We start from the raw sequence: 26,827 nt of genomic DNA on the forward strand, positions 1-26,827 counted from the left end.
GTTGAGGCCGCGTCCGGCTATGTAAGGTCTTTTTCGAAGTAAACGCGATTGAAGCCATCCTCCGTGCGCTCTGCTACTTTCACATAACCAAGCCTAGGATATATCGAGAGGTTGTCTGTCATCTTTGCATTGGTATGTAGACAAACGGCGTTCACACCACGCTGTCGGGCGGCATTTTCACAAAAGCTAATCAGCCTCTTTCCAACCCCACATCCGGCTGCGCTCGGAAGGACTGCCACATTCTCCAACAGGAAATACCCATCCTTGACATAAAACACAATAAAGCCTTGAAACCCGTTCTGGCCGTCCGTCGCAACATAGACCACTCCTGCCGCTATCTGCGCGACGAAATCGGCGATCATTGGGGCTGGCTTGCGCCCGATTACTGGCACATAACGAGCGTAGGCTTGTTCAGCGCAATTTCTAATATCGGGCTCATCACTTGCGTCGGCTAGCCGGATCATATTGCTTTCCTTAACGACTTTTATACTGCCAAGCTCCAGCCCACTGATGCGGCAGCAGTTGCTCAATTTCACTGGCCCGCTGAGTCGGCAGCCGCATCAGCACATCCTTGAGATAGGCATGTGGATCCTGCCCGTTCAAGCGTGCTGACTGGATCAAACTCATGATGGCCGCAGCCCGCTTACCGCTGCGCAGGGATCCCGCAAACAACCAGTTCGAGCGTCCGAGTGCCCACGGACGTATCTGGTTCTCGACCTGGTTGTTGTCGATGGGCACAGCCCCATCGTCCAGGTAACGCGTCAGCGCTACCCAGCGTTTCAGGCTGTAGTCGAGGGCTTTAGTTGTGGCTGATCCGTTGGGCACCAGGTCGCGCTGGGCCAACATCCATTCATGCAGCATTTTGCTGATCGGTATCGCCATTTCCTGACGTCTTCGCCAACGGTCTTCGTTGCTCATGTCCTGAGCCTGGCGTTCAATCTCGTACAAACCGCCAATTGAGTGCAGCGCCTGTTCGGCCAGCTGGCTTTTGTTAGCGACATGCAGGTCGAAAAACTTGCGGCGAGCATGACCGTCCCTCTTCGTAGCAGTCCTTTAGTATTAGCCCCTTGCATGAAAGCATCAAGGCAACTAACGGCGGACTGGCGTTGAGGTGTCCGCGTGAAGGCGTGCTCACGGACAGAGCATCGCTGGAGGCTCATGCAACGCTGCCACGCCGAGGGTTGAGCGCTTTTTACGAGTAGGGGTATTTCTGCGTGACCTTAATTTATCACCGCCCATAAAAAAATCCAGCCACCGCTAAGTGACTGGATTCTTTGGAGTTATTTGGTCGGGACGGAGTGATTCGAACACTCGACCCCTTGCACCCCATGCAAGTGCGCTACCGGGCTGCGCTACGCCCCGACTACATTCTCATAACCTCTGAGAACGATGAAGAATCTACCCTAACCTTTTGATAAATGGAAGCTTTTTTTCAAAAATTTCCATTCATCGGCCAAACTCACTTCTTCAACACCACCAGCACATCCTCCAACTCGACAATCATCTGCCGAATCAGCTGCTTGTACTGGCTTGACTCATCCTTCACCTCATCACTGGAGAGCCGCAACCGCGCCCCGCCAATGGTGAACCCCTGGTCATACAGCAGCGCGCGAATCTGGCGGATCATCAGCACGTCTTGGCGCTGATAATACCGCCGGTTGCCCCGCCGCTTCACAGGGTTGAGCTGAGGGAACTCCTGCTCCCAATACCGCAGCACGTGTGGCTTTACGGCACACAACTCGCTGACTTCACCAATGGTGAAGTAGCGTTTGCCCGGTATGGGGGGCAGTTCGTCGTTATGGCTTGGTTCCAGCATAGGCCTCAACCCGGGCCTTCAACTTCTGCCCTGGACGAAAGGTGACGACGCGCCGTGCAGTGATCGGGATCTCTTCCCCTGTTTTGGGGTTGCGGCCCGGCCGCTGGCGTTTGTCGCGAAGGTCGAAGTTGCCGAAACCGGACAACTTGACCTGCTCGTTCTCTTCAAGTGCGTGCCGAATTTCTTCAAAAAACAGCTCGACCAACTCCTTGGCCTCACGCTTGTTAAGCCCCAGCTCCTCGTACAGCCTTTCGGCCATCTCAGCTTTCGTCAGAGCACCCATGCCGTTATTTCCTTAACGTGGTGTTCAACCTTTGTTCAAGCGAGGTGAGGATATTGTGCAGGGTAGTATTCACCTCATCGTCGTTAAGAGTGCGCGATGGATGCTGCCAGGTCAAGCCGACGGCCAGGCTTTTTCTATCAGGATCAATACCTTTACCCTGGTAGACGTCAAACAGCCTGAGGTCTGTAAGCCATTCGCCTGCATTGTCACGAATTACTTCAAGCACGGCGCTGGCGGCGACGTCACGGCCGGCGATCAGGGCCAGGTCGCGACGGGTTTCCGGGAACTTGGAGAGCTCGCTGAATTTCGGCAGGCGGCCTTCGACCACATCACCCAATACCAGCTCGAAGACGAACACCGGGCGGTCCAGGCCCAGGGCCTTGGCGACTTCCGGGTGCAGGGCGCCGAGGTAACCGACTTCCTTGCCGTCGCGCTGGATGACAGCGGTCTGGCCTGGGTGCAGGGCGGGGTGTTTGCCGGCGGCGAAGGTGAAGTCGCTCAGGGCGCCCGAGTAGCCCAGCAAGGCTTCGACGTCTGCTTTTACATCGAAGAAGTCGATGCTGTCACGGCCGTTGGCCCAGCCTTCTGGCAGGCGGCTGCCGGTGACGACGCCGGCGATCATCGGCTGCTGCTTCAGGTCACCCAGCTGGCCGACGAAGCGCAGGCCGCTTTCGAACAGGCGCACGCGGTCTTGCTGGCGGTTGAGGTTGTGCTGCATGGCTTTGACCAGGCCTGGCCACAGCGAGGCGCGCATGGCGGCCATGTCGCTGGAGATAGGGTTGGCCAGCAGCAGCGGCTCTACACCAGGGGTGAACAGCTCGAACAGCTTCGGGTCGATGAAGCTGTAGGTGATGGCTTCCTGGTAGCCGCGGGCGACCAGCAGGCGGCGCAGGTTGGGCAACTCACCGCGGGTTTCGGGGTTGGCCTTGGGCGCCAGGCGCGCTTGCGGGTAACGCACTGGCAGGCTGTTGTAGCCGTACAGGCGGGCCAGCTCTTCGATCAGGTCGACTTCCAGGCTGATGTCGAAGCGGTGGCTTGGCACCTTGACGGTCCACTCCCCTGCCCCGCTGGCCGTGGTGGTCAGCTCCAGGGCGTTGAGCATCTGCTCGACCTGGGCGGCCTGCAACTCCATGCCGAGCATCTGGGTGATGCGTTCGGCGCGCAGGGTCACCGGGGCGACCTGCGGCAGGTGCTGTTCACTGACGGCTTCGATGATGGGGCCGGCTTCGCCGCCGACAATCTCCAGCACCAGCGCGGTGGCGCGCTCCATGGCTTCGCGGGCCAGTTGCGAGTCGACGCCGCGCTCGTAGCGGTGCGAGGCGTCGGTGTGCAGGCCGTATGAACGGGCCTTGCCAGCAACGGCGATCGGCTCGAAGAAGGCGCTTTCGAGGAACAGGTCGCGGGTTTTTTCGGTGTTGACGCCGCTGTGCTCGCCACCCATCACGCCGGCAATGGCCAGGGCACGGGTATGGTCGGCGATCACCAGGGTGTCGGCGCGCAGGGCGACTTCCTGGCCGTCGAGCAGCACGAGCTTCTCGCCCTCTTCGGCCATGCGTACGCGGATGCCGCCATTGATTTCGGCGAGGTCGAAGGCGTGCATCGGCTGGCCGAGTTCCAGCATCACGTAGTTGGTGATGTCGACAGCGGCGTCGATGCTGCGCACGTCGCTGCGGCGCAGGCGTTCAACCATCCACAGCGGCGTGGGCTTGCTGAGGTCGACGTTGCGGATGACGCGGCCCAGGTAGCGTGGGCAAACGGCTGGGGCACTGACCTCGACCGGGCGCACTTCGTCGTGGGCAGCCGGTACGGCCGGCACCACAGGGCGGGTGACCGGTACGTTGTACAGAGCACTGACGTCGCGGGCCAGGCCGGCCAGCGACAGGCAGTCACCGCGGTTGGGGGTCAGGCCGATCTCGATGCTGGCGTCGTCCAGGTTCAGGTACTGGCGAATGTCTTCGCCTACCGGGGCGTCGCCAGCCAGTTCGAGCAGACCGTCGTTTTCTTCGCTGATCTGCAGTTCTGCTGCCGAGCACAGCATGCCGAAAGATTCGACGCCGCGCAGCTTGGCCTTCTTGATCTTGAAGTCGCCCGGCAGTTCGGCACCGATCATGGCGAACGGGATCTTGATGCCGGCGCGCGCGTTGGGGGCGCCGCAGACGACCTGGAAGGTTTCCTGGCCGTTGCTGACCTGGCAGACGCGCAGTTTGTCGGCGTCGGGGTGTTGTTCGGTGGCGAGGATTTCGCCCACGACGATGCCGCTGAACTGGCCGGCAGCGGGGGTTACGCTGTCGACTTCAAGGCCGGCCATGGACAGGCGGGCGACCAGTTCATCACGGGAGACTTGCGGGTTTACCCAACCGCGCAGCCACTGTTCACTGAATTTCATGCTGTTCTCCTGAAAGTTGCGTCGATTGGGCCTAGCGGAATTGGGCTAAGAACCGCAGGTCGTTGTCGAAGAACAGACGCAAATCGTTGACGCCGTAGCGCAGCATGGCCAGGCGCTCGGCACCCATGCCGAAAGCGAAGCCCTGGAATTCTTCAGGGTCGATGCCGGACATGCGCAGCACGTTCGGGTGCACCATGCCGCAGCCCAGCACTTCCAGCCAGCCGGTTTGCTTGCACACGCGGCAGCCTTTGCCGGAACACATCACGCACTGGATGTCGACTTCGGCGGACGGCTCGGTGAAGGGGAAGAACGACGGGCGGAAGCGCACGGCCAGTTCTTTTTCGAAGAACACGCGCAGGAACTCTTCGATGGTGCCCTTGAGGTCGGCAAAGTTGATGTCGCGATCGATCAGCAGGCCTTCGACCTGGTGGAACATCGGCGAGTGGGTGATATCCGAGTCGCAGCGGTAAACGCGGCCCGGGCACACAATGCGGATGGGCGGCTGGGTGGACTCCATGGTCCGCACCTGCACCGGCGAGGTGTGGGTGCGCAGCAGCATGTTGGCATTGAAGTAGAAGGTGTCGTGCATCGCCCGGGCCGGGTGGTGGCCAGGGATGTTGAGCGCTTCGAAGTTGTGGTAGTCGTCTTCGACCTCGGGCCCTTCGGCGATGCCGTAGCCGATATGGGTGAAGAACTGCTCGATGCGTTCGAGGGTACGGGTGATCGGGTGCAGGCCACCGGTGGCCTGGCCACGGCCTGGCAGGGTCACATCAATGCATTCGGCGGCCAGGCGAGCGCTGAGCTCGGCTTCTTCAAAGGCTGCCTTGCGTGCGTTGAGCACTTCGGTGACGCGCTCTTTGGCGTCATTGATCAGCGCGCCAACTTTCGGGCGCTCTTCGGCTGGCAGGTTGCCCAGGGTCTTCATCACCTGGGTCAGTTCGCCTTTCTTGCCCAGATACTGAACCCGGATCTGTTCCAGGGCATTGATGTCTTCAGCGCGCTCCACGGCCTCAAGGGCTTGGGAGACCAGCGCGTCCAGGTTTTCCATGTACAGACTCCAGATACGAAAATAGGGGAAGAGCTTTGAAGGCTCTTCCCCTATCGATGACGTTTTACACCCGACAGCGCAGAGCGCTGCCGGATGATTGTCGTGGGTACTTAAGCCAGAACGGCTTTAGCTTTCTCGACAATTGCAGCAAACGCCGCTTTTTCGTTCACTGCCAGGTCAGCCAGAACCTTACGGTCGATTTCGATCGACGCCTTTTTCAGGCCAGCAATCAGACGGCTGTAAGACAGACCGTTGGTGCGGGCACCGGCGTTGATACGAGCGATCCACAGTGCGCGGAACTGACGCTTCTTCTGGCGACGGTCGCGGTAGGCGTATTGGCCTGCCTTGATGACTGCCTGCTTGGCTACGCGGAATACGCGCGAGCGTGCACCGTAGTAACCTTTAGCCAGTTTCAGAATTTTTTTGTGACGCTTACGAGCGATAACGCCGCGCTTTACACGAGCCATGAGTAACTTCCTCTATCTTTGACCAGAATTAACGAACGCGCAGCATGCGCGCGACTTTCGCGACGTCAGACGGGTGCAGCAAGCTGCTACCACGCAGTTGACGCTTACGCTTGGTCGACATTTTGGTCAGGATGTGGCTCTTGAAAGCGTGCTTGTGCTTGAAGCCGGTAGCGGTCTTCAGGAAGCGCTTCGCAGCACCGCTCTTGGTTTTCATTTTTGGCATGTTGGAACTCCGCATTCGATAAAATTACACATAATCATCAGGCCTGCCGTGCCCGGGAGATTACTTCTTTTTCTTGGGGGCGATGACCATCATCAGTTGGCGTCCTTCCATCTTCGGATGCTGTTCGACGGTGCCGTATTCGGCGAGGTCAGCTTCAACCCGCTTCAACAGCTCCATACCCAGCTCCTGGTGGGCCATCTCACGACCACGGAATCTCAGAGAGATCTTGGCCTTGTCCCCATCGGTAAGGAAACGTACCAGGTTGCGTAGTTTTACCTGGTAATCCCCATCCTCCGTCCCTGGACGAAACTTGATTTCTTTGATCTGGATCTGCTTCTGGTTTTTCTTGGCTTCGTTAGCCTGCTTCTTCTTTTCGAAGAGGTGCTTGCCGTAGTCCATGACCTTGCAGACAGGCGGTACCGCGTCTGCAGAGATTTCAACCAGGTCCAGCTTCGCTTCATCAGCGATACGCAGCGCTTCATCAATCGAGACGATGCCAACCTGCTCGCCGTCTGCGCCAATTAACCGAACCTCGCGGGCCGAGATATTCTCGTTGATCGGGGCCTTCGGTGCAGCACGTTTATCGTTTCTCATTTCACGCTTAATAGTCATTACTCCGATTCTTGGCGACCACGCCGGGAAACCGCATGTGTCAGAAGCTCAACGAACTGGGCGACGGGCATGGAGCCCAGGTCTGCACCTTCGCGAGTACGCACAGCGACGGTTTGCGTTTCGACTTCGCGGTCCCCTATAACCAAAAGGTACGGGACCTTGAGCAAAGTATGCTCGCGGATTTTAAAGCCGATCTTCTCATTTCTCAAGTCCGACTTGGCACGGAAACCGCTACCGTTCAGAGATTTCTCAACCTGAAGGGCGAAATCCGCCTGTTTGTCGGTGATGTTCATGATCACGGCCTGGGTCGGTGCCAGCCACGCCGGGAACACGCCGGCATAATGCTCGATGAGCATGCCGATGAAGCGCTCGAACGAGCCGAGGATGGCGCGGTGCAGCATCACCGGGCGCTTGCGCGCGTTATCTTCGGCGATGTAGCTGGCATCCAGGCGCTCTGGCAGGTTCGGGTCGTACTGCAGGGTACCACACTGCCAGTTACGGCCCAGGCAGTCGCGCAGGGTGAATTCGATTTTCGGGCCGTAGAAGGCACCTTCACCTGGCTGGTATTCCCACTCCAGGCCGGATTCGTTCAGGGCGTCGGCCAGTGCACCTTCGGCACGGTCCCAAAGCTCTTCGGAGCCCACGCGCTTGGCGGGACGGGTGGAGAGCTTCATGGCGACGTCGGTGAAACCGAAGTCCTTGTACACGTCCAGGGTCAGCTTGATGAAGTCGGCGGCTTCTTTCTTCACCTGGTCTTCGGTGCAGAAAATGTGCGCGTCGTCCTGCACGAAGCCACGCACGCGCATGATGCCGTGCAGCGCGCCGGACGGCTCGTTCCGGTGGCAGGCACCGAACTCGGCCAGGCGCAGCGGCAGGTCGCGGTACGACTTCAGGCCCTGGTTGAACACCTGCACATGGCACGGGCAGTTCATCGGTTTTACCGCGTAATCACGGCTTTCCGACGACGTGGTGAACATGTTCTCGGCGTAGTTGGACCAGTGGCCGGAACGCTCCCAGAGGATGCGGTCGACAACCTGCGGGGTCTTGATTTCCGAGTAGCCGTTTTCGCGCTGCACCTGGCGCATGTACTGCTCGAGCACCTGGTAGACGGTCCAGCCGTTGGCGTGCCAGAACACCATGCCCGGCGCTTCTTCCTGCAGGTGGAACAGGTCGAGCTGCTTGCCGATCTTGCGGTGGTCGCGTTTCTCGGCTTCTTCGATGCGCTGGATGTAGGCAGCCAGCTGCTTCTTGTCAGCCCAGGCGGTACCGTACACACGCTGCAGCTGCTCGTTCCTGGCATCGCCACGCCAGTAGGCGCCGGACAGCTTGGTCAGCTTGAATGCCTTGAGGAAGCGGGTATTGGGCACGTGCGGGCCACGGCACATGTCGACGTATTCTTCGTGGTAGTACAGGCCCATGGCCTGCTCGTCTGGCATGTCTTCGACCAGGCGCAGCTTGTAGTCTTCGCCACGGGCCTTGAACACGTCGATGACTTCGGCACGCGGGGTCATCTTCTTGATGACGTCGTAATCTTTTTCGATCAGCTGCTGCATGCGCTTTTCGATGGCGGCCAGGTCTTCAGGGGTGAAGGGGCGCTCGTAGGCGATGTCGTAATAGAAGCCTTCGTCGATGACCGGGCCGATGACCATCTTGGCGGTCGGGTACAGCTGTTTCACCGCGTGGCCGACCAGGTGGGCGCACGAGTGACGGATGATCTCCAGTCCCTCTTCATCTTTAGGGGTGATGATCTGCAGGGTGGCGTCGTGGGTGATCAGTTCGCAGGCATCGACCAGCTTGCCGTCGACTTTGCCGGCCACGGTGGCCTTGGCCAGGCCGGCACCGATCGAAGCGGCGACATCGGCTACGGATACCGCGTGATCAAACGCGCGTTGACTGCCATCGGGAAGAGTAATAGTGGGCATGGCGCCTCCTCTCCTAGTGGTGACCCCTACCAAAGGTCACGTGGGTTGGGATGAGCCAGTACAAGATCCGACCTGCCTTCCTTGAAGGAAGCCTGCCTCACAGTGGCAGAAGCCTTTCGGCTTGCCAGGGGGACCTGAGTGACTGGAAAGTAAAAGATAGCTGCACGCTGCACGTGTGTAGCTGCAAGCCGGGCATGCTAGCACGGGGGTTGCATGGCAGCGCAGAAATATTTGGAATTTACGCGGTAGCGGTGAACTTACACGGAAAATTTCCAATCAGACTTTGGGAAGCAACCTACTCTTGATGAGACCTTAACCCAAGGAGTGTCTGGTTATGCGAGTTCCGTCTCTTCTGGCCCTGGCGGCCGCTGGCGCCCTGCTGCTGCCCATGGCAGCCAACGCTGGCAACTTCCCTGCCGGCAAGGAGGGTGCCTACATGACGCAATGCAAGCAGGTGGCGCAAAGCCAAGGTGTCGACGCCGCAACTGCAGCCAAGCATTGCTCGTGCGGCGCGCAAGCCATCAAAGAAAATTTCACCGATAAGGAGATCGAAGACCTGGACAGTAAGGACGGCGTTGACGCCAAGCTGATGCAGAAGGCACAGACCATCGTGCAAGCGGCCTGCAAGCCGAAATGAGCCATGCGCGGAGGGCTTTCCGGGCTTTATTTGCCCTGGATCAGCATCCTGCGAAGGTAAAAGACGCTACAGGCGCAGAATTAGACTATTATGGTGTCCGTGCTCCGTAGCCTCGGCCACATTGCACCACTGAAAATTAAATGTTCTGGAGATTCACCCATGTCCAATCGCCAACAAGGCACCGTCAAATGGTTCAATGATGAGAAAGGCTACGGCTTCATCACCCCAGCAGGCGGCGGCGACGACCTGTTCGTTCACTTCAAAGCCATCGAATCCGACGGCTTCAAGAGCCTGAAAGAAGGCCAGACTGTTTCCTTCGTTGCCGAAAAAGGCCAGAAGGGTATGCAGGCTGCGCAGGTTCGTCCGGAGTAATTCGGATAGCTGTAAAAAAACCCGCCCTTGTGGCGGGTTTTTTTATGGGCTTTACCAAGGCAGCGCAAATTTGCCTGCGCAGGAGCGGCCCTGGGGGCGCATCAACCGCAGTTGACGCGGGTCACCTTGCCCTGCTCGTCCACATTCAGGTTCAGACGCTCGGAGCGGTACTCCAGGGTCACCACGTCATGCGGCTTGAGGATACGCGCCATCTGCGAACCACTGGCCTTGCGCGCCTGCTCAAGCAGGTCGGCACTGCCTTGCTTGCCAATGGCGAAATCGGCGCCGCTGGCCTCGCAGCGCCCGTCGTTGCCTGCAGGTGCAGCCGGGGCGCTGCCGCCGTCAGAGTTGCCACCAGTGCTGCAACCAGCCAGCACCGCAGCGACCAGCAAGGTTGCCAGGGAAGCACGGGTACGGAACATGAATCCTCCTAAATAGATATGGGAACTGTCTGTTCCGACAGTTCCACCCTGAATTCGTTGCAAAACCGCCCAAGTCTGCCTGAACTCACCGTGCGTGGCGAAAGGCAATCGTGACCGGATTTTGCACCACGCAGTTGGTTTGCTTGGGCAGGCTTTTTATTCTTAAGTCGAAGATCCATTGACGCAAAGTGATGATTTACTTTAAGAAGTGCAGGCACAGTGCCTGCTGCGAACGCCAGGGTCAGGTGTTCGCCCCTCCGCTACGGGCCCAAACGAGAGCCTTTCATGAGCCACCACAGCATCGACGCCGACATCAAGGTCAAATGGGCGGAGGGCCAGAGCGCCTACAGCCCCAGTACGCCAGAAGAGCTGGTATTGATCGCCCTGGACCTGCTGGTGCGCGACCTGGGCAGTGAGGCGGCGCGCAGCTTCATCGACCAGGTGTTCGAGCGCTATGCACCGCACGCCGCTATGGCAATCGAGCCAGGCGCGCGCTGAGCAGGTCGAAAAAGCCCTGGGCATCGCCCTCGCCCACCCACATTACATTGGCCGGCTGCTTGAGCACGCCGTACCAGTCGGCGACGGTCTGGCCGAAGCTCGGGCCCTCGCGGCTGTCGACACTCATGTGGATGCGCCGCCCGCTGAACAGCTCAGGCTTGAGCAGATAAGCAATGACGCTGGCGTCATGCACCGGGCCGCCGGGCATGCCGTACAGGTCCATGTCGTGCTTGATGTACGCATTGAGGATGTCTACCACACGCTTGCTGGCCGGGTTGTTCACGGCTGCCAGCTGCTTGAGTCGGGCGTCGCTGGTGAGCAGCTTGTGGGTGACGTCCAGCGGCAGGTAGGTCAGTGACACGCCGCTGGCCAGCACCACCTCGGCGGCGTGCGGGTCGGCGTAGAGGTTGAATTCTGCCACCGGGGTGATGTTGCCGCCGTTGAAATGGGCGCCGCCCATTACCACCACTTCCTTGATGCCTTTGGCGATGTCCGGGCGCTGGATCAGTGCCAGGGCCAGATTGGTCTGCGGGCCGAGCATGGCCACGGTGATGCTGTGGGGTTCGGCAGCGCCGAGGGTGTCGACCAGGTACTGCACGGCATTGCCTGGGGCCAGGGGCTGTTTCGGTTCATGCACCGGGACACCGGTCAGGCCCTCTTCGCCATGCACCTGGGCAGCGTAGATCGGCGTGCGCAGCAACGGGCGCCCTGCCCCGGCATACACCGGGATGTCTTCACGGCCGGCCCACTCGCGGGCCAGGCGGGCATTGCGCGACGTTTTGTCGAGCCGCACGTTGCCAGCGACGGTGGTGATAGCGCGAATGTTGAGCTCGTCCGGCGAAGCCATGGCCAGGAACAGCGCGACCACATCGTCGGCGCCGGGGTCGGTGTCGATGATCAGGTCGCGAGGTGCGGCCTGGAGCGTGGTGGTGGCAGCTGCGGCCATGAGGGCGAGTCCTTGTAGCAGGGGTTTGAGCATGGGGCACTCCTGTTGCCTTGTGGTGAAACGGTTGGGGCCGCTTTGCGGCCCATCGCCGGCAAGCCGGCTCCCACTTGGAATTGCGTCGGCTTTGGGCAAGCCGGTGACTTGCACAGGTAAAGCGCAGGCCTGAAGAACTGCGCGGTCGCGGTGGGAGCTAGAAGGTTACCCCGGCTATAAGGGCGATATTGCTGTAGGGCTGGCACTCGCCGGTACGCACCACGGCGCGGGCACTGCGCGACAACCCCTTGAATTGCTCATGGCTCAGCCATTCACGCTTGCCGAGCTTGCCGCGCAGGCGCTCGATCTCGACCAGGCCGGGCGGCACGACCTTCTGCATCTCTTCGGCCAGCACATGGCGCTCCACCTGCATCTCGCTGAGCACGGCGCGCAGCACGCTGGCGAAATCGGGAATGCCCGGTGTCAAGGCCAAGTCGATCAGCTCGACCCCAGGCGGCACGGGCAACCCGGCATCGCCGATCACCAGGATGTCGCCATGGCCCAGCCCGGCAATGGTGCGTGACAGGGCAATATTGAGCAGCGCGGTCTTTTTCATGGGGCCAGCTCCGCCAGGGTCGGGATCGAGGGCTGTGCCCCGGCGCGAGTGACGGACAGCGCCGCAGCGCGCTGGCCAAAGATGATCGCATCATCCTCCCCCAGGCCACGCACCAGCGCGGCTGCAAAACCGCCGACAAAAGTGTCGCCCGCTGCCGTGGTGTCCAGCGCTTTGACCTGCGGCGCAGGGAAGTGCCGGCTGCCGTCACGGCTGACGAACAACGCGCCCTGCGCGCCGAGGGTGACGATGACCTTGCCGGCCCCCATCTGCAGCAGGCGTTCGCCGGCGCGGCGGGCGCTGGCCACGTCGTCCACTGGCGCACCGGTCAGTGCCTCGGCCTCGCTTTCGTTGGGGATGAGGTAATCGATATGGGCCAGCCACTGGGCGGGCAACGGGCCGGTCGCCGGGGCGGGGTTGAGCATCACCGTCTTACCCAGCTCACGCCCCCTGGCCAGGGCCCAGGCCACCGTGTCGGCAGGCACTTCGAGCTGGCAGATGATCACCTCGGCAGCCTGCAGCAGTGCGTCGAACCGCTGCACGCTTGCCGGCGTCAGTTGGCCGTTGCCGCCGGGGATGATGACGATGCAGTTCTGGCTGGCGGCATCCACGGTAATCAGCGCCACGCCACTGGAGACGCCCGGGCACGCGCTCACTGCCTGGCAGTCGATGCCTTCCACTTCCAGGGCCTGGCGCAACTGCTGGCCGTAGGCGTCATCGCCGACGTTACCGACCATCGCCACGCTCGCGCCCAGGCGGGCTGCGGCCACCGCCTGATTGGCGCCCTTGCCGCCCGGTACGGTGAAAAAGCTTTCGCCGGCCACTGTTTCGCCTGCACGTGGCAGCCGCTCGGCGCGGGCTACCAGATCCATGTTGAGGCTACCGACCACCACTACCTTGGCACTCATGGGCATTCCTTAGCGGTAATCATTGAACAGATCCGGGCGCGGCCCGGTGGACTCACGCAGCACGATGCGCGGGGCGACGATGCGCTGCTCTGCGCCTTCGCGCCGCGGTGCGGCGATACGCGACAGCAACAGCGCCGCTGCACTTTCACCGAGCTCACGGATCGACTGGCCGACGGTGGTCAGCGGTGGGTACACATAGCGACTGAGCTCGATGTCGTCGAAGCCGATCACCGACAGCTCGCCCGGCACGCTGATATTGCGCTCGGCAGCCGCACGCAGCACGCCAAAGCCGATCATGTCGTTGCCGGCGAAAATCGCTGTGGGCCGCTGGCCATCGAGCAGTTGCGCGGCCGCCGCATGGCCACCGGGGCTGGTGAAGTCGCACTGCAGGATGTGCGCACCGTGCACGGCCACCTGCGCCTCGGCCATGGCACGGTGGAAGCCGGCCAGGCGCAGTTGGCTGACGCCGGTCGCGGCCGGGCCGCCGATATAGGCGATGTCGCGGTGGCCAAGCTCCAGCAGGTGCTGGGTGGCCAGGTACGCGCCCTGCTCGTGATCGATGCGCACCAGGTCGGCGTCGACGCCTTCCAACGCGCGGTCGACGATGACCATCGGGGTACGCACGCAGGCCAGGCTCTGCAGCAGGTCACTGTCCTCGCCCACCGAAGCCACCACCAGGCCGTCGATGCGCTTTTCCAGCAGCACGCGCAGGTAGCTGCGCTGCTTCTGTGGGTTGTCATCGGAGTTGCAAAGGATCACGCAATAGCCGTTTCGCTCGCAGGCATCTTCGATGCCGCGCGCCAGCTCGGCGAAATATGGGTTGACGCTGTTGGGCACCAGCAGCCCGATGGTGGCCGTGGTGCGCGCCTTGAGCGAGCGCGCCACGGCGCTGGGCACGTAGTCGAGCTCGACGATGGCCGCTTCGACCTTCATCCGCACCTGTTCGCTGACCGGGCGGGTCTTGTTCAGTACATGGGACACCGTGGTGTAGGAAATACCCGCGAGTGCCGCGACATCTTTGATGGTTGCCATGTTTTCAGTTCCGCCGGCCTGCTCGCCGGCTACGGTAGGTGTCGAGCACCACGGCGATGACGATGACCGCCCCGGTGATGATGCGTTTGGTGGGTTCTGAAGCGCCGATCTGTGCAAGGCCTGCGGCCAGCACCGAGATGATCAGCACGCCGAAGAACGTGCTGATCACCGAGCCGCGCCCGCCCATCAGGCTGGTGCCGCCGATCACAACAGCGGCGATCACCTGCAGCTCCAGGCCAGCCCCCGCATTGGGGTCGGCGGCCTCCAGACGGGAAATCTGGAACAGCGCGGCCAGCCCAGCCAGCAGGCCCATCAGGGCGAACACCAGCACCTTGTAGGGGCGCGGGTCGATGCCGGCCAGGCGCACGGCCTCTTCGTTGGTGCCGATGCCGATCAGGTGGCGGCCGAACACGGTCCGGGTCAGCACCAGCTGGGCGAGGACGATCACCAGCAAGGCAATGATGAAGGCCGGCGAGATACCGTAGGCGACGGGGTTGGAGAACCAGGCGTAGGCATCGCCGATGTAGGCGGTGCGCGAGTCGGTGAACTGGTAGGCCAGGCCGCGGGCCATTTCCAGCACGCCGAGCGAGACGATGAACGACGGTATGCGCCAGGCCACTGTGACCGCCCCGGTGACGCTGCCGGCCAGCGCGGCGACGGCCATGCCGAGCAAGGCGGCCGGCAGCACGCTCCACCCCCAGCCGAGGATGGCCACGCTGACGGCCGATGCCGCCAGCGCCAACACCGAGCCCACAGACAGGTCGATACCGCCGATGATCAGCACGAAGGTCATGCCCACGGCCAGCACCATCAGGTCAGGGATCTGGTTGGCCAGGGTGCTGAAGGTGGCGTATGACCAGAAGTGGCTGCTGAGCAACGAGAACAGCACGATCATCGCCAGCAAGGCGCCCGCCAGGCCCAGGTAGGTGCCGAGGCCGAAGTAGGTGCCGCTGCGGCGCACGGGGGCGCCGGCCTGTGTGTCGAGAGGTGTGGTTTTCATACATCCATCCTGGGCGCTGCGTCGTGCAGCAGGGCGTCACGTTTCTGGTAGCCGGCGAAAGCGGCGGCAAGGAGCTGGTCCTGGCTCCAGTGGTCGCGCTCGAAGGTGTCGATCAGGCGGCCGGCCGACAGCACTGCGATGCGGTCGCAGATCAGCATCAGCTCGCGCAGGTCGCTGGACACCACCACCAGGGCCTTGCCCTGGCGCGCCAGCTCGGCCAGCAAGCCATAGATATCGAACTTGGCCCCCACATCGATGCCGCGGGTGGGTTCATCGAACAGCAGCACCTGGCAGTCACGCTCCAGCCAGCGGCCGATCACCACCTTTTGCTGGTTGCCGCCGGACAGCTCGCCGACCACCTGGGCGGCATTGGCGCTGCGGATGCGCATGGCGGTGATCTGGCGTTCGGCCAGGGCCTTTTCGGCGTCGCCGTCGACCACCCCGGCGCGGGACAGCGCAGCGAGGTTGCCCAAAGCGATGTTGGCGCTGATCGATTGCGTCAGCAGCAGGCCTTCGCCTTTGCGGTCTTCAGTGATGAGCGCGATACCGGCCTCGACCGCTGCCTTGGGCGAATCGATGGTCACCGCCTTGAGCGGCTGGCCGATTTCAATGCTGCCGCTGTCGGCGCGGTCGGCGCCGAAGATCAGCCGCAGCAACTCGGTGCGGCCGGCACCTATCAGCCCGGAGATGCCGAAGATCTCCCCTGCCCTGACCTGCAGCGACACCTCTCGCACCTTGTCGCCGCGGCACAGCCGGTCGACCTTGAGCAACGGCGCGCCGATCTGGCGGCGGCCCAGGTCGATGTGTTCGCCCAGCTCGCGGCCGACCATCAGGTTGACCAGCTCGGCACTGCTGTAGCGCTGGATCGGCTCGTCGCACACCAGCTTGCCGTCGCGCAGCACCACGATGCGCTGGGCCACGCGCTGGAGCTCCTCCAGGCGGTGCGAGATGTAGACGATGGCCACGCCGCGCTGGCGCAGGCGCTCGATCTGGGTGAACAGCAGTTCCACCTCGCGGGCGGTGAGCATGGCGGTGGGTTCGTCGAAGATCAGCACATGGCAGTCGCCGATCAGGTTGCGTGCGATCTCCACCATCTGCTGGTGGCCGATGCCCAATTCGCCCACCGGGGTGTCCGGGTCGATGGCGTCCAGGCCGACCTGGGCCATGGCGGCCGTGGCCAACTGGCGCAGGCGCTTCTGGCTGATCCAGCCGAAGCGGCTGGGCAGGTTGTCGAGGAACAGGTTTTCGGCCACGGTCAGGGTCGGCAGCAGGTTGAGCTCTTGCATGACCATGCGCACGCCAAGGCGCTCGGCGGCGTTGCGGCTACCAGGTGCATAGGGCTGACCGCGGAAGGTCATGTGCCCGGTGGTGGGTGTTTCCAGCCCGCTGATGAGCTTGGACAGGGTGCTCTTGCCCGCGCCGTTCTCGCCGGTCAGGGCCAGCACTTCGCCGGCGCGCAGGGCCAGGCTGACGTCGCCCAGCACCGGTTGCGTGTAGCGCTTGCCCAGGCCGCTGGCAGCGAGCAGCACTTCATTGGCCGTTACAGGCATGGCCATGTCTCCTGGCCGTCAAGGCTTGGTGATGAGTTCGACCGGGGTCTGGATGACGTTGTCGGCGTCCACGTTCGGCTTCTGGCCTTTGAGCATCTGCAATGCCGCCTGGATGCCGTACACCGCCTGCTGGCTGGCCGCCTGGTCGAGGGTGGCGAGTACGCGGCCGTCCTCGAGCATGGGCTTGATGGCGTTGATGTTGTCGTAGCCCACCACTTGCACCTTGCCGGTCTTACCGGCCGCGCGCACGGCCGATACGGCGCCCAGGGCCATGCTGTCGTTACCGGCCAGCAGTGCCTTGAGGTCGGGATATTCGTTGAGCATCGCGGCGGCGACGTTGTTGCCTTTGTCGATTTCCCAGTTGCCCGATTGCACCGAGACGATCTTCATCTGCGCTGCTTCCATGGCATCCTTGAAGCCGGCGGTGCGCTGCTGGGCATTGGTGGTGGTCGGCACGCCTTCGATGATGCCGACCTGGTCACCGGCCTTGAGCTTCTCCTTGGCCAGGTAATCACCTACCAGGCGTGCGCCCTTGCGGTTGTCGGGGCCAACGAAAGGTACGCTGAGGTTCTTGCTCTTGAGTACGTCAGGGTCCAGGCGGTTGTCGATGTTGACCACAGTGATGCCGGCGTCCATGGCTTTCTTGATCACAGGCACCAAGGCTTTGGAGTCGGCCGGTGCGATTACCAGGGCGTTGGCGCCGGTGGCGATCATTTGTTCGACGATGCGGATCTGGTTGCTGGTGTCGGTCTCGTCCTTGATGCCATTGGCCACCAGGTCGAATTCGTTGGCGTGGTCTTTCTGGTAGGCCTTGGCGCCATCTTCCATGGTGCGGAAGAATTCGTTGGCCAGGGACTTCATCACCAGAGCGACCTTGGGTTTGTCTTCCGCATGGGCAGCGCCGAGTGGCAGGGCAAGCGACAGCGAGGAAATGACGGCGAGCGCCAGCAGACGACCGGGGAACGGCAGTTTCATGGGAGATGACTCCGAATCTTGTGGTTTTTATCGGATCGCAAACGTTTGCGTTGGCTAACTATGGAAACAGGACGCGGTTTTGTCAAATCCGTTTCGCTGGCAATGGCTGCGTTACTTATGCCGCAGATTATCTGGGATTTTTCCGATAAACCGAACAGCTTTTCCTATTTTTGTTCGGATTTCCGAACCAAGCGGCCCGCCTGCGGCGCCTTGAGGGTAATCCCGGCCCCCAGCCACCGCGGCGCGCAGCGAATTAAGGCGCCCAGACAAGGATGGTACGAAAACTGCCTTGCACCCTGTGCGACACAGCACAATCTCACTTAGGAAGAGAGAACAATAATTATGAATGCTGCACTGAAGTCCTTCGCACCCAGCGCCCTGGCGCTGCTGCTGATTCTGCCAACCACCGCTTCGGCCAAAGAAGCCCAAACCCAGCAGCAGCTGGCCAACGTGGTCATCCTCGCCACCGGCGGCACCATTGCCGGCGCCGGCGCCAGCGCTGCCAATAGCGCCACGTACCAGGCGGCCAAGCTGGGCATCGACAAGTTGATCGCCGGCGTGCCAGAGCTTGCCGACATTGCCAACGTGCGCGGCGAGCAAGTGATGCAGATCGCCTCCGAAAGCATCAGCAACGACGACCTGCTCAAGCTGGGCAAACGCGTCGCCGAACTTGCCGAAAGCAAGGACGTGGACGGCATCGTCATCACCCACGGCACCGACACCCTGGAAGAGACCGCCTACTTCCTCAACCTGGTAGAAAAAACCGACAAGCCGATCGTGGTGGTGGGCTCCATGCGCCCGGGCACGGCCATGTCGGCCGATGGCATGCTCAACCTGTACAACGCCGTAGCCGTGGCCAGCGACAAGCAGTCCCGAGGCAAGGGTGTACTGGTGACCATGAACGACGAGATCCAGTCCGGCCGCGATGTGAGCAAGGCGGTCAACATCAAGACCGAAGCCTTCAAGAGCGCCTGGGGCCCGATGGGCATGGTGGTGGAAGGCAAATCGTACTGGTTCCGCCTGCCGGCCAAGCGTCACACCGTCAACTCGGAATTCGACATCAAGCAGATCAGCAGCCTGCCGCAGGTCGACATCGCCTACGGCTACGGCAACGTGACCGACACGGCCTACAAGGCATTGGCACAGAACGGCGCAAAAGCCCTGATTCATGCCGGAACCGGCAACGGGTCGGTGTCCTCGCGGGTGGTGCCGGCACTGCAGGAGCTACGCAAGGAGGGTGTGCAGATCATCCGCTCGTCGCACGTCAACCAGGGCGGTTTCGTGCTGCGCAACGCCGAGCAGCCGGATGACAAGAACGATTGGGTTGTAGCCCACGACCTTAACCCGCAGAAGGCGCGGATCCTGGCGATGGTGGCAATGACCAAGACCCAGGACAGCAAAGAGCTGCAGCGGATTTTCTGGGAATACTGATCGCGGCATGACTGGGGCCGGTGGGCTGGCTTAGCCGGCCCTTCAACCGGCTTCATTCCCCATGTATCGGCCACCCGCGGTCCTCCGCTTTTTTACCTTACACGCAGTTGCGAAATACCCTACAGTGAAATACTGTATGCGCATACAGCAAAACAAGGAAAAGCCCCGTGGCCAGTACCGCCCCTGCAACGCCGAGCAGTTATGAACTGATGGGTACGCGCATCCAGAAGATCATCAACAGCCCCATCGCTCAACGTAGCCGCGCCGCCCTGATCTTCCGCCTGGAGCAGGAGTCGCCCGACGATTGGGAAACCCTGCTTGAGGAGATCGCCGAGAACGACAACGTCACCCTCGCCCACCGCGATGATGGCGGCGTGCAGATTTTCTGGACGGTGCCCAAGGACGACTGACTCGCACGGGCCTGGGCGATGCGAATCTGGGCCTAGGCCAGCGCCTGCAGGTAAGCGCTGGCCTGCTGATAACGAGCCAGCCGCCTCAGGTCGGCCGGGCCTGGGCGGGCGATGCGTGAAAGATCGCTGTTGTCGGCCAGGTCGGCCATTTTGACGGTACGCGCCAATGGGTCGCAGCCCAGGCGCACCACGAAGTCCTCGTAGCTTTCGCCATCACGCCGGCTCAAGGCCAGCAAAGCGGCCAGGATCTTGAGCGTGAAACCCTCGCGGGCCAGGTCGGAAAGCGTAAGCGGCGTGTCTTCGATCACATCGTGAAGCACAGCGACAATGCGCTGCTCGGGCGTGGACACCCGCATCATCACCCGCAAAGGGTGCAGGATATACGCCGCACCGCCTTTGTCGTATTGCCCTTCATGCGCCCTGGTGGCCACCAGGATGGCCCGCTCCAGTGTAGACATGAGGCCCTCCCCGCTTCAAACCGTCTCCCAAACAAGCATAGACCGGTCGGGTTACAGATGACAGGCGTCTGTTCCGGCGCTTTCACAGGCGGTGACAAGGGACTACTCGCCCCGGTACAGGCCAGGCAACTCGATGCATGGCAGCGGCTGGGCCAGTGCTCGCCGGCAAGCCGGCAGCCACCCAGGCCATGCTACGAAGGGCGCGGTACGCTGTTATCAGCGCTGCGCGCCGTGCTGGATGACAACCGAATCCGTACCCAGCTTGGCCATGACCTCCGCCTTGCGTGCCTCGGCTTCCTCTTTGGTGGGGAACGGCCCCAGCAGCACCACCGGCTTGCCATTGCGGTATTCGACCGAGGATGGGATGCCCTTCTCGATCAGGCGGGCGGTCATGTCGCTCAATGCCCCCATGTTGGCGCCCTGGATCACCTCGACATCCCAGCCTTGAGGGGCAGGCTGATCGGCAAGGGCCTCGGCGCGGCGCTGCAACTCAGCGCCCCCGCAGATTTCGCGAATACGCAGGTTGTTGCCATTGTCGTCGACGATGATGTCGTACTGGCCATCGTCACCCTTGATGGCGACGTAGCTACGGTAAGCTTCGTACTGCCCGGCATCGTCTTTGCCACGCACCTGCCCGCAAATGGTGCCCTTGGTGTCGATCCGCACGTTGCCGAACTTGGCGGTGCTGGGGTTGTGCAGGTGCTCGGCCACCTGTTTGTGCACACCTTCAACCTCATTCTCACAGCCCACCAGGGCCAGCACTGCCATTACCACTGCCAGTTTGCGCACGCGTGTATCTCCCGTTTCGAAGCGGCGAATTCTAGCATGGCGACCCCTGACCCGGACCGCGATCATACGTTACACCTTGCTACATACCGGCCATCTGCCAGAAACGCACAATGCAAAAAGGGCGATCCTTTCGGATCGCCCTTTCTGATGTTTGGTAGGCACAATTGGACTCGAACCAACGACCCCCACCATGTCAAGGTGGTGCTCTAACCAACTGAGCTATGTGCCTGTCGTGTGGTGCGCATATTAGTCACCGAATGCGTACCTGTAAAGCGTTTTTTTTCAAAAAAATCAAAAACTTTCAGCAGCCTGCCGGCCTGGGTGACGCGGCCGCCTATAAAAGCGAGACACAAAAAAGGCGACCCTTTCGGATCGCCTTCTCTGATGTTTGGTAGGCACAATTGGACTCGAACCAACGACCCCCACCATGTCAAGGTGGTGCTCTAACCAACTGAGCTATGTGCCTGTCGTGTGGTGCGCATTCTACGCATTCCAAAACCGCTGTCAACACTTTTTTTTGCGCTAACCTACTGAATCTTAACCTCTTTATAGAGAAGCGCCGACCAAGGAGCAGTAAAGGATTTTCAACGGACGACTAGCGGGTGTTTATTATTATTGATAGCATCGGTACATTCGTTAAAAATATAAAACACGAGGTTTCTCGAGCATGGCCAATACCCCCTACCCCCAGTCCTACTACGCCGCCTCGGCCAACCCGGTGCCGCCACGTCCGGCGCTGCAGGGTGAGGTGGAAACCGATGTGTGCATCATCGGTGCAGGCTATACCGGCCTGTCCAGCGCCCTGTTCCTGCTGGAGAACGGCTTCAAGGTGAGCATCGTCGAAGCGGCGAAGGTCGGCTTCGGTGCGTCGGGCCGTAACGGCGGCCAGATCGTCAACAGCTACAGCCGTGACATTGACGTCATCGAGCGCACGGTCGGCCCCAAGCAGGCGCAACTGCTGGGCCACATGGCCTTCGAGGGCGGGCGCATCATCCGTGAACGCGTAGCCAAGTACAACATCCAGTGCGACCTGAAGGACGGTGGCGTGTTCGCTGCGCTGACGTCCAAACAGATGGGCCACCTGGAATCGCAAAAGCGCCTGTGGGAACGCTTTGGCCACAATCAGCTGGAGCTGATGGACCAGAAGCGCATCCGTGAAGTGGTCGCCTGCGACAGCTATATCGGCGGCATGCTGGACATGAGCGGCGGCCACATCCACCCGCTGAACCTGGCCTTGGGCGAAGCTGCCGCCGTCGAGTCGCTGGGCGGCATCATCTATGAGCAGACCCCGGCCATCCGCATCGAGCGTGGCGCCAACCCGGTCGTGCACACCCCACAGGGCAAAGTGCGCGCCAAGTTCATCATCGTTGCCGGCAACGCTTACCTGGGCAACCTGGTGCCAGAACTGGCGGCCAAATCAATGCCTTGCGGTACTCAGGTGATCACCACCGAGCCCTTGGGCGAGGAACTGGCCCGCACCCTGCTGCCGCAGGACTACTGCGTCGAGGACTGCAACTACCTGCTCGACTACTACCGCCTGACCAGCGACAAGCGCCTGATCTTCGGCGGTGGCGTGGTCTACGGTGCACGCGACCCGGCCAACATCGAGGCGATCATCCGCCCGAAGATGCTCAAGGCCTTCCCGCAGCTCAAGAACGTCAAGATCGACTACGCCTGGACCGGCAACTTCCTGCTGACCCTGTCGCGTCTGCCACAGGTTGGCCGTATCGGCGACAACATCTATTACTCGCAGGGTTGCTCGGGCCACGGCGTCACCTACACCCACCTGGCGGGCAAGGTGCTGGCCGAGGCACTGCGTGGCCAGGCCGAGCGCTTCGACGCGTTCGCCGGCCTGCCGCACTACCCGTTCCCGGGCGGCCAGATGCTGCGCGTACCGTTCAGCGCCCTGGGAGCCTGGTACTACAGCCTGCGCGACCGCCTGGGCTTCTGATGCTGCTGCCATCACTGGCCTGATCGCCGGCTTAGCGAGGATCAGGCCAGGGTTGGTGGCTTACCTTTGCAGGCTGGCCACGGCTTGCTTGGCCGCCAGTTCCTGGCCCGCGCGGGCCAGTTCATCGGCAGCCTGCAGCCAGCGCTGCCGGTCCACCTGGGCCGGCAGTTGCCGCGGCGGCTGAACCAGTATCGCCCAGCTCCCCTCTTGCGCCCACGCCGACTTGAAATCGTCGAAGGCCATCATCTGCCGCCGGTGCATCCCCGCACGCAGCAGCACCCGCTGCTTGTAACGGTCAAAGCCGATCAGCACCGCATAGCGCGGCTCGCTCCACCACGCCGAACCTTCCTGAAAACGCACCAGCACCGGGTTGCCTGCAGCCACTTGGGTCAACAGAGCGTCCAGCTGTTTGTCCAGCGGGTACACGACCCTGCCGTAATCGCGCGCCACGCGGGGGATGCCGGTGCCCAGTGACTCGGCGCCCTGGGGCAGGTTCAGCGGCTTGTCCAGCAGCCCCGGGGTGATCGGCGCGCCCTGCTGCGAGAGCAACGCCGCCAGCGCCATGGCCCCACTGTGGTTGGCGTTGCCTCGGTAGAACGGCACGCTGCTGATCTCGACCCGCTGCGCAACGCCCTTGACGGCGGCCGGGGGCGTGCCGGCACAACCTGAGAGGCTGGCGGCCAGCAGGCAGGCCACTACCAGGCGGCGCGGCTCGAAAAACCGGGACTTGAAGGAAATTTGCACCATGGACACTCGCTTGTTCTGACGCCAGGCTGCCAACGCCCGGCCTTGGCCGACGATCATAGGATGCCAGTCGACGCGGGTATAGCCCGCTGCGGGCTTGGAACCAAACGAACCAAGCAATAGACCTTCGATAGATGGAACGTCACGCGGCGGGAGCTAGACTAAAGCAATATCTGGAGGGTGAGCCGAAAGCTGACCCAAGAGAAGGAGGTAGACATGAGCCTGACCATGGCAATCCTCATGCTGGTAGGTATGTGGCTTAGCGTCGCTGCTGCCATGCTCTGGGGTGTACTACGCATCGTGCGGCGTCATGCACAGCACCACCACCTGCCACCGCAGGTTCCGGCCAAGCAGCAGCCGATCAATCGGGCGCGCCGTCACGCACAGGCGCATTGATCTTCGCAATTACCCAAGCCCATCGCCGGCAAGCCGGCTTGTATGGACTGCCCCCGCAAGCTGGATACTGATCCAGCCTTGGGGGGCAGCCCAGGCTTTGCACTGGTTTCAACCGCAGCGCAGTACCTGTAGGAGCCGGCTTGCCGGCGATGGGCTGCGCAGCAGCCCTGATCACGCTAACTGACGGCCATTGGTCTGGAGCCCTCTTGTTTGCTCGCAAGCCCCGCGGGGCCCTCACGTCATGCCCCGCCCCTACACCACCTCTTCGAACGGCAACCCGACGTAGTTCTCGGCAATGTTCACCAGCCCCGCAGGCGAAGACAGGAAGTACTCACGGTCCGCCTCCTGCATCTTCTGCTCCCAGGCATCCTTGTGTTCACCAAAGTCATGCAGCAATTGGGTCATGAACCAACTGAAGCGCTCGCCTTTCCACACGCGGCGCAGGGCCAAGGGCGAGTACTGCTGCAGCAGGTCGGTACGCCCTTCGCGATAGACCTTGACCAGGATACGGTACAGATAATTCACGTCCGAAGCCGCCAGGTTGAGGCCCTTGGCCCCGGTGGGCGGGACGATATGGGCCGCGTCACCGACCAGGAACAGGTGCCCGTACTGCATCGGCTCGACCACCAGGCTGCGCAAGGGCGCAATGCTCTTTTCCAGCGCCGGGCCGGTGACCAGGCGCTCTGCCACATCTTCGGGCAAGCGGGCCTTGAGTTCGGTCCAGAAACGCTCGTCGGACCAGTCCTCCACGCGTTCATCCAGCGGCACTTGCAGGTAGTAGCGGCTGCGGGTCTGCGAACGCTGACTGCACAGCGAAAAACCACGCGGGTGATGGGCATAGATCAATTCGTGGTTCACGGGCGGCGTATCGGACAGCATCCCCAGCCAACCGAACGGATACACGCACTCATAATGCTTGAGCACACCTTCGGGGATGCTCTGGCGCGACACACCGTGGAAGCCGTCGCAGCCGGCGATGTAATCGCAGTCCAGGCGGTGGGTCTGGCCGTCCTTCTCGTAGGTAACGTAGGGCCGTTCGCCCTTGAGCTCGTGGGGCCGCACATTGCTGGCCGAATAGATGATCGGCGCACCACTGGCCTCGCGCGCCTGCATCAAGTCCCGCGTCACCTCGGTCTGGCCATAGACCATGACCGTCTTGCCTCCGGTCAGGCCCTTGAGGTCCAGCCGTTGCCGGCGGCCACCGACAAGCAACTCGACACCCTCGTGCACCAAGCCTTCACGGTCCATGCGCTCGGCAACACCTGCCTCACGCAGCAGGTCGACAGTCCCTTGCTCGAGCACGCCGGCACGGATGCGGCCAAGTACATAGTCAGGTGTCTGCCGCTCAAGAATGACCGTGTCGATTCCGGCCTTGTACAGCAGTTGACCCAGCAGTAGGCCAGACGGACCTGCACCGATGATTGCAACCTGAGTTTTCATTGTTGTTCTCTCGTGTTATTAGATTTCTACTTGCATTTTTACGGGCTGCGCAGGCGGATTAGCTGTGCTATCCGATGGGAAAACTGCACTTTTGTAAAAAGCGTTCGATTAACGGACAGGTCAGTTCTTGATGAAATCGTCACTCCCCGGCGTCCCGCTGTTTCAGCTGTATGGCGAAAACCAGGCATGGCCCGGCACGGACCTGCTGCATTGCGAGTCGATCCCGGCCCGCAGCCGCCTGCACCATTGGGAAATCAAACCGCACCAGCACGCCGAGCTGTTTCAGTTGCTGTATGTGCAACGTGGCCAGGCGCAGGTAGAGATCGAGGGCGTGCGCAGTGCCATTGGCGAAGCGGCAATCCAGGTGGTACCCCCGCTGACCGTGCACGGGTTTCGCTTCAGTGCCGATATCCAGGGGCATGTACTGACCTTCGGCACCGCGCTGGTAGCCAACCTTGAGCAGCGCCTGGGCGCACCGCTGGGGGTGCTGGCCAAGCCTGCCTGTTACCCGCTGGGCAAGGACCGCGTGCGCCTGCGCGGCCTGATCGACACACTGCAGCAGGAGTACCAGGGCCATGCCCCGGCACGCGCGCCCATGCTCGAAGCCCTGGTGACCGCGCTGATGGTGTGGATCAGCCGTCGCCAGCAATTGGGCCAGGCGCCCCGCAACCGAGACGAACGTGACCGTCAGTTGCTGGGGCAATACCTGCGCCTGGTCGAAGCGCACTACCGTGAGCACCTTTCGGTGGAGGACTTCGCCGCGCGGTTGAAGATCCCGAGCCTGCAGCTCAATCAGCTGTGCCGGGCCTTGAGCGGGCAGACCGCACTGCAACTGGTGCATCAGCGGCTGCTGCTGGAGGCACGGCGCAACCTGATCTACACGCGGATGAGCATCGGGCAGTTGTCGGACAGCCTGGGGTTCAGTGACCCGACCTACTTTGCGCGGTTCTTCAAGCGCTTGAGTGGGCAGACACCCAATGGTTACCGTCGCTCGGTCCAGCCCGATTGACTGCAAATGCCTCTACTGGACGGCCAAGAGCGACGCCTGCGCAACACCCTGCTTGACGTTTACGTCAACCTGCATTCAGGATACCGTCATACTCCACGCCGAGCCCACGCATGAGCACCCAGACCTACAGCATCTCCGACCTGTCCCGCGAGCTGGACATCACCACCCGCGCCATCCGTTTCTATGAGGAACAGGGCCTGCTCAGCCCGGAGCGTCGTGGCCTGGAGCGCATCTATTCGGCACGCGACAAAGTCAGCCTGAAGCTGATCCTGCGTGGCAAGCGCATCGGTTTTTCGCTGGCCGAATGCCGTGAACTGATCGAACTCTACGACCCCAGCAGCGGCAACCTCAAGCAACTCAACAGCATGCTGGCCAAGATCACCGAGCGCCGCGCCCAGCTTGAGCAACAGATGCTGGATATTCACCAGATGCAACTGGAGCTGGACACTGCCCAGGAACGTTGCGAACAGGCCCTGGCCGCAACCCTGAACAATAACGACAACCGTTGACCCGCCA

The 26,827-nt window shown here is 61.7% G+C and carries 30 protein-coding genes, 3 tRNA genes and 1 pseudogene; 9 read left to right on the forward strand and 25 right to left on the reverse strand.

Annotated features, from left to right (window positions below; genetic code table 11):
* Positions 1 to 17 precede the first annotated feature (17 nt).
* From ACIPZC_RS06030 to thrS, 11 genes and pseudogenes are all read right to left on the reverse strand, one after another.
* Entirely contained in the window at positions 18 to 464 is a 447-nt protein-coding gene (locus tag ACIPZC_RS06030; protein WP_400625581.1) for a GNAT family N-acetyltransferase, read from the reverse strand.
* Between the two features lie 10 nt (positions 465 to 474).
* Positions 475 to 1,029: pseudogene (tnpC, locus tag ACIPZC_RS06035) on the reverse strand (IS66 family transposase); the annotation flags it as partial.
* Between the two features lie 256 nt (positions 1,030 to 1,285).
* Positions 1,286 to 1,362 (reverse strand) — tRNA-Pro (locus tag ACIPZC_RS06040).
* A gap of 97 nt (positions 1,363 to 1,459) precedes the next feature.
* Positions 1,460 to 1,816, reverse strand: a complete 357-nt coding sequence (locus tag ACIPZC_RS06045) for a MerR family transcriptional regulator (protein ID WP_008100384.1) — start codon at positions 1,814 to 1,816, stop codon at positions 1,460 to 1,462.
* Positions 1,797 to 2,099, reverse strand: coding sequence for an integration host factor subunit alpha (gene ihfA, locus ACIPZC_RS06050; RefSeq protein ID WP_003250679.1), 303 nt, complete (start codon positions 2,097 to 2,099; stop codon positions 1,797 to 1,799). Before ihfA ends, ACIPZC_RS06045 begins: the two co-directional genes overlap by 20 nt.
* A 4-nt stretch (positions 2,100 to 2,103) precedes the next feature.
* Positions 2,104 to 4,485: a phenylalanine--tRNA ligase subunit beta gene (gene pheT / locus ACIPZC_RS06055; RefSeq protein WP_349974440.1), complete on the reverse strand. Its 2,382-nt coding sequence runs from the start codon at positions 4,483 to 4,485 to the stop codon at positions 2,104 to 2,106.
* A gap of 31 nt (positions 4,486 to 4,516) precedes the next feature.
* The gene (pheS, locus tag ACIPZC_RS06060) at positions 4,517 to 5,533 is read right to left on the reverse strand and encodes a phenylalanine--tRNA ligase subunit alpha (protein WP_012313866.1); all 1,017 of its coding nucleotides are present in this window, start codon (positions 5,531 to 5,533) and stop codon (positions 4,517 to 4,519) included.
* Between the two features lie 110 nt (positions 5,534 to 5,643).
* On the reverse strand, positions 5,644 to 6,000 hold the full coding sequence (rplT, locus tag ACIPZC_RS06065) for a 50S ribosomal protein L20 (RefSeq protein WP_003250671.1): 357 nt from the start codon (positions 5,998 to 6,000) through the stop codon (positions 5,644 to 5,646).
* A gap of 28 nt (positions 6,001 to 6,028) precedes the next feature.
* Positions 6,029 to 6,223: a 50S ribosomal protein L35 gene (gene rpmI, locus ACIPZC_RS06070; RefSeq protein ID WP_012313865.1), complete on the reverse strand. Its 195-nt coding sequence runs from the start codon at positions 6,221 to 6,223 to the stop codon at positions 6,029 to 6,031.
* 60 nt (positions 6,224 to 6,283) lie between these two features.
* A complete protein-coding gene (gene infC / locus ACIPZC_RS06075; RefSeq protein WP_012313864.1) occupies positions 6,284 to 6,835 on the reverse strand; it encodes a translation initiation factor IF-3 in 552 nt (183 codons plus the stop codon).
* Positions 6,835 to 8,757 (reverse strand): threonine--tRNA ligase, encoded by a 1,923-nt coding sequence (thrS, locus tag ACIPZC_RS06080; protein ID WP_241806482.1) that lies wholly within the window; start codon positions 8,755 to 8,757, stop codon positions 6,835 to 6,837. Before thrS ends, infC begins: the two co-directional genes overlap by 1 nt.
* 334 nt (positions 8,758 to 9,091) lie before the next feature.
* Between thrS and ACIPZC_RS06085 the strand changes: the two genes are divergently transcribed.
* Together ACIPZC_RS06085 and ACIPZC_RS06090 are read left to right on the forward strand one after the other, a co-directional pair.
* Entirely contained in the window at positions 9,092 to 9,394 is a 303-nt protein-coding gene (locus tag ACIPZC_RS06085) for a hypothetical protein (protein ID WP_400625586.1), read from the forward strand.
* Positions 9,395 to 9,553: 159 nt separating this feature from the next.
* Positions 9,554 to 9,766 carry a cold-shock protein gene (locus tag ACIPZC_RS06090; RefSeq protein WP_012313861.1) on the forward strand — a complete coding sequence of 71 codons (213 nt, stop codon included), beginning with the start codon at positions 9,554 to 9,556 and terminating at the stop codon, positions 9,764 to 9,766.
* Positions 9,767 to 9,867: 101 nt separating this feature from the next.
* On the opposite strand, the gene ACIPZC_RS06095 is transcribed toward ACIPZC_RS06090, so the two are convergent.
* Complete coding sequence (locus ACIPZC_RS06095; RefSeq protein WP_267822791.1) at positions 9,868 to 10,188, reverse strand: I78 family peptidase inhibitor; 321 nt, start codon at positions 10,186 to 10,188, stop codon at positions 9,868 to 9,870.
* Between the two features lie 285 nt (positions 10,189 to 10,473).
* Here ACIPZC_RS06095 and ACIPZC_RS06100 point away from each other — a divergent pair, with 285 nt between their 5' ends.
* Positions 10,474 to 10,686, forward strand: a complete 213-nt coding sequence (locus ACIPZC_RS06100) for a hypothetical protein (RefSeq protein WP_241806485.1) — start codon at positions 10,474 to 10,476, stop codon at positions 10,684 to 10,686.
* On the opposite strand, the gene ACIPZC_RS06105 is transcribed toward ACIPZC_RS06100, so the two are convergent.
* From ACIPZC_RS06105 to ACIPZC_RS06135, 7 genes are all read right to left on the reverse strand, one after another.
* Entirely contained in the window at positions 10,658 to 11,665 is a 1,008-nt protein-coding gene (locus ACIPZC_RS06105) for a nucleoside hydrolase (protein ID WP_400625589.1), read from the reverse strand. The genes ACIPZC_RS06100 and ACIPZC_RS06105 overlap by 29 nt on opposite strands.
* Before the next feature lie 157 nt (positions 11,666 to 11,822).
* Positions 11,823 to 12,221 carry a D-ribose pyranase gene (rbsD, locus tag ACIPZC_RS06110; protein WP_241806487.1) on the reverse strand — a complete coding sequence of 133 codons (399 nt, stop codon included), beginning with the start codon at positions 12,219 to 12,221 and terminating at the stop codon, positions 11,823 to 11,825.
* Entirely contained in the window at positions 12,218 to 13,126 is a 909-nt protein-coding gene (gene rbsK / locus ACIPZC_RS06115) for a ribokinase (protein WP_400625592.1), read from the reverse strand. The genes rbsD and rbsK overlap by 4 nt, the downstream gene beginning before the upstream one ends.
* 9 nt (positions 13,127 to 13,135) lie before the next feature.
* Complete coding sequence (locus ACIPZC_RS06120; protein WP_400625594.1) at positions 13,136 to 14,158, reverse strand: LacI family DNA-binding transcriptional regulator; 1,023 nt, start codon at positions 14,156 to 14,158, stop codon at positions 13,136 to 13,138.
* Between the two features lie 4 nt (positions 14,159 to 14,162).
* Positions 14,163 to 15,158 carry an ABC transporter permease gene (locus ACIPZC_RS06125; RefSeq protein WP_400625596.1) on the reverse strand — a complete coding sequence of 332 codons (996 nt, stop codon included), beginning with the start codon at positions 15,156 to 15,158 and terminating at the stop codon, positions 14,163 to 14,165.
* Entirely contained in the window at positions 15,155 to 16,708 is a 1,554-nt protein-coding gene (locus ACIPZC_RS06130; protein WP_400625598.1) for a sugar ABC transporter ATP-binding protein, read from the reverse strand. Before ACIPZC_RS06130 ends, ACIPZC_RS06125 begins: the two co-directional genes overlap by 4 nt.
* Before the next feature lie 18 nt (positions 16,709 to 16,726).
* Positions 16,727 to 17,683 carry a sugar ABC transporter substrate-binding protein gene (locus ACIPZC_RS06135; RefSeq protein WP_400625600.1) on the reverse strand — a complete coding sequence of 319 codons (957 nt, stop codon included), beginning with the start codon at positions 17,681 to 17,683 and terminating at the stop codon, positions 16,727 to 16,729.
* Between the two features lie 342 nt (positions 17,684 to 18,025).
* Here ACIPZC_RS06135 and ACIPZC_RS06140 point away from each other — a divergent pair, with 342 nt between their 5' ends.
* Complete coding sequence (locus tag ACIPZC_RS06140) at positions 18,026 to 19,114, forward strand: asparaginase (RefSeq protein WP_241806493.1); 1,089 nt, start codon at positions 18,026 to 18,028, stop codon at positions 19,112 to 19,114.
* Positions 19,115 to 19,281: 167 nt separating this feature from the next.
* Positions 19,282 to 19,524: a DUF1654 domain-containing protein gene (locus ACIPZC_RS06145; protein ID WP_241806494.1), complete on the forward strand. Its 243-nt coding sequence runs from the start codon at positions 19,282 to 19,284 to the stop codon at positions 19,522 to 19,524.
* 32 nt (positions 19,525 to 19,556) lie between these two features.
* On the opposite strand, the gene ACIPZC_RS06150 is transcribed toward ACIPZC_RS06145, so the two are convergent.
* The 4 genes from ACIPZC_RS06150 to ACIPZC_RS06165 form a co-directional block, all read right to left on the reverse strand.
* Positions 19,557 to 19,982, reverse strand: a complete 426-nt coding sequence (locus ACIPZC_RS06150; RefSeq protein ID WP_241806495.1) for a GTP pyrophosphokinase — start codon at positions 19,980 to 19,982, stop codon at positions 19,557 to 19,559.
* Positions 19,983 to 20,198: 216 nt separating this feature from the next.
* Positions 20,199 to 20,771, reverse strand: a complete 573-nt coding sequence (locus tag ACIPZC_RS06155; protein WP_400625603.1) for an SPOR domain-containing protein — start codon at positions 20,769 to 20,771, stop codon at positions 20,199 to 20,201.
* A gap of 152 nt (positions 20,772 to 20,923) precedes the next feature.
* Positions 20,924 to 21,000 (reverse strand) — tRNA-Val (locus tag ACIPZC_RS06160).
* Positions 21,001 to 21,160: 160 nt separating this feature from the next.
* Positions 21,161 to 21,237 (reverse strand) — tRNA-Val (locus ACIPZC_RS06165).
* A gap of 201 nt (positions 21,238 to 21,438) precedes the next feature.
* On the opposite strand from ACIPZC_RS06165, the gene ACIPZC_RS06170 reads away from it, so the two are divergent.
* Positions 21,439 to 22,722: an FAD-binding oxidoreductase gene (locus tag ACIPZC_RS06170; RefSeq protein WP_012313845.1), complete on the forward strand. Its 1,284-nt coding sequence runs from the start codon at positions 21,439 to 21,441 to the stop codon at positions 22,720 to 22,722.
* Positions 22,723 to 22,782: 60 nt separating this feature from the next.
* Here ACIPZC_RS06170 and ACIPZC_RS06175 read toward each other — a convergent pair whose 3' ends face one another.
* On the reverse strand, positions 22,783 to 23,526 hold the full coding sequence (locus tag ACIPZC_RS06175) for a peptidase C39 family protein (protein ID WP_400625605.1): 744 nt from the start codon (positions 23,524 to 23,526) through the stop codon (positions 22,783 to 22,785).
* A 156-nt stretch (positions 23,527 to 23,682) separates the two neighbouring features.
* Here ACIPZC_RS06175 and ACIPZC_RS06180 point away from each other — a divergent pair, with 156 nt between their 5' ends.
* Positions 23,683 to 23,862: a hypothetical protein gene (locus ACIPZC_RS06180; protein WP_241806497.1), complete on the forward strand. Its 180-nt coding sequence runs from the start codon at positions 23,683 to 23,685 to the stop codon at positions 23,860 to 23,862.
* A 252-nt stretch (positions 23,863 to 24,114) separates the two neighbouring features.
* Here the strand turns inward: ACIPZC_RS06180 and pobA are convergent, their stop codons facing one another.
* On the reverse strand, positions 24,115 to 25,302 hold the full coding sequence (gene pobA, locus ACIPZC_RS06185) for a 4-hydroxybenzoate 3-monooxygenase (RefSeq protein ID WP_400625607.1): 1,188 nt from the start codon (positions 25,300 to 25,302) through the stop codon (positions 24,115 to 24,117).
* Between the two features lie 130 nt (positions 25,303 to 25,432).
* Here pobA and ACIPZC_RS06190 point away from each other — a divergent pair, with 130 nt between their 5' ends.
* Both ACIPZC_RS06190 and ACIPZC_RS06195 read left to right on the forward strand, forming a co-directional pair.
* Positions 25,433 to 26,311 (forward strand): helix-turn-helix domain-containing protein, encoded by an 879-nt coding sequence (locus ACIPZC_RS06190; protein ID WP_400625609.1) that lies wholly within the window; start codon positions 25,433 to 25,435, stop codon positions 26,309 to 26,311.
* A 110-nt stretch (positions 26,312 to 26,421) separates the two neighbouring features.
* Positions 26,422 to 26,820, forward strand: coding sequence for a MerR family DNA-binding transcriptional regulator (locus tag ACIPZC_RS06195; protein WP_012313840.1), 399 nt, complete (start codon positions 26,422 to 26,424; stop codon positions 26,818 to 26,820).
* The last annotated feature ends 7 nt before the right edge of the window (positions 26,821 to 26,827 follow it).

This window comes from Pseudomonas sp. NPDC089743, from assembly GCF_044748785.1.
Taxonomy (GTDB): domain Bacteria; phylum Pseudomonadota; class Gammaproteobacteria; order Pseudomonadales; family Pseudomonadaceae; genus Aquipseudomonas; species Aquipseudomonas putida_X.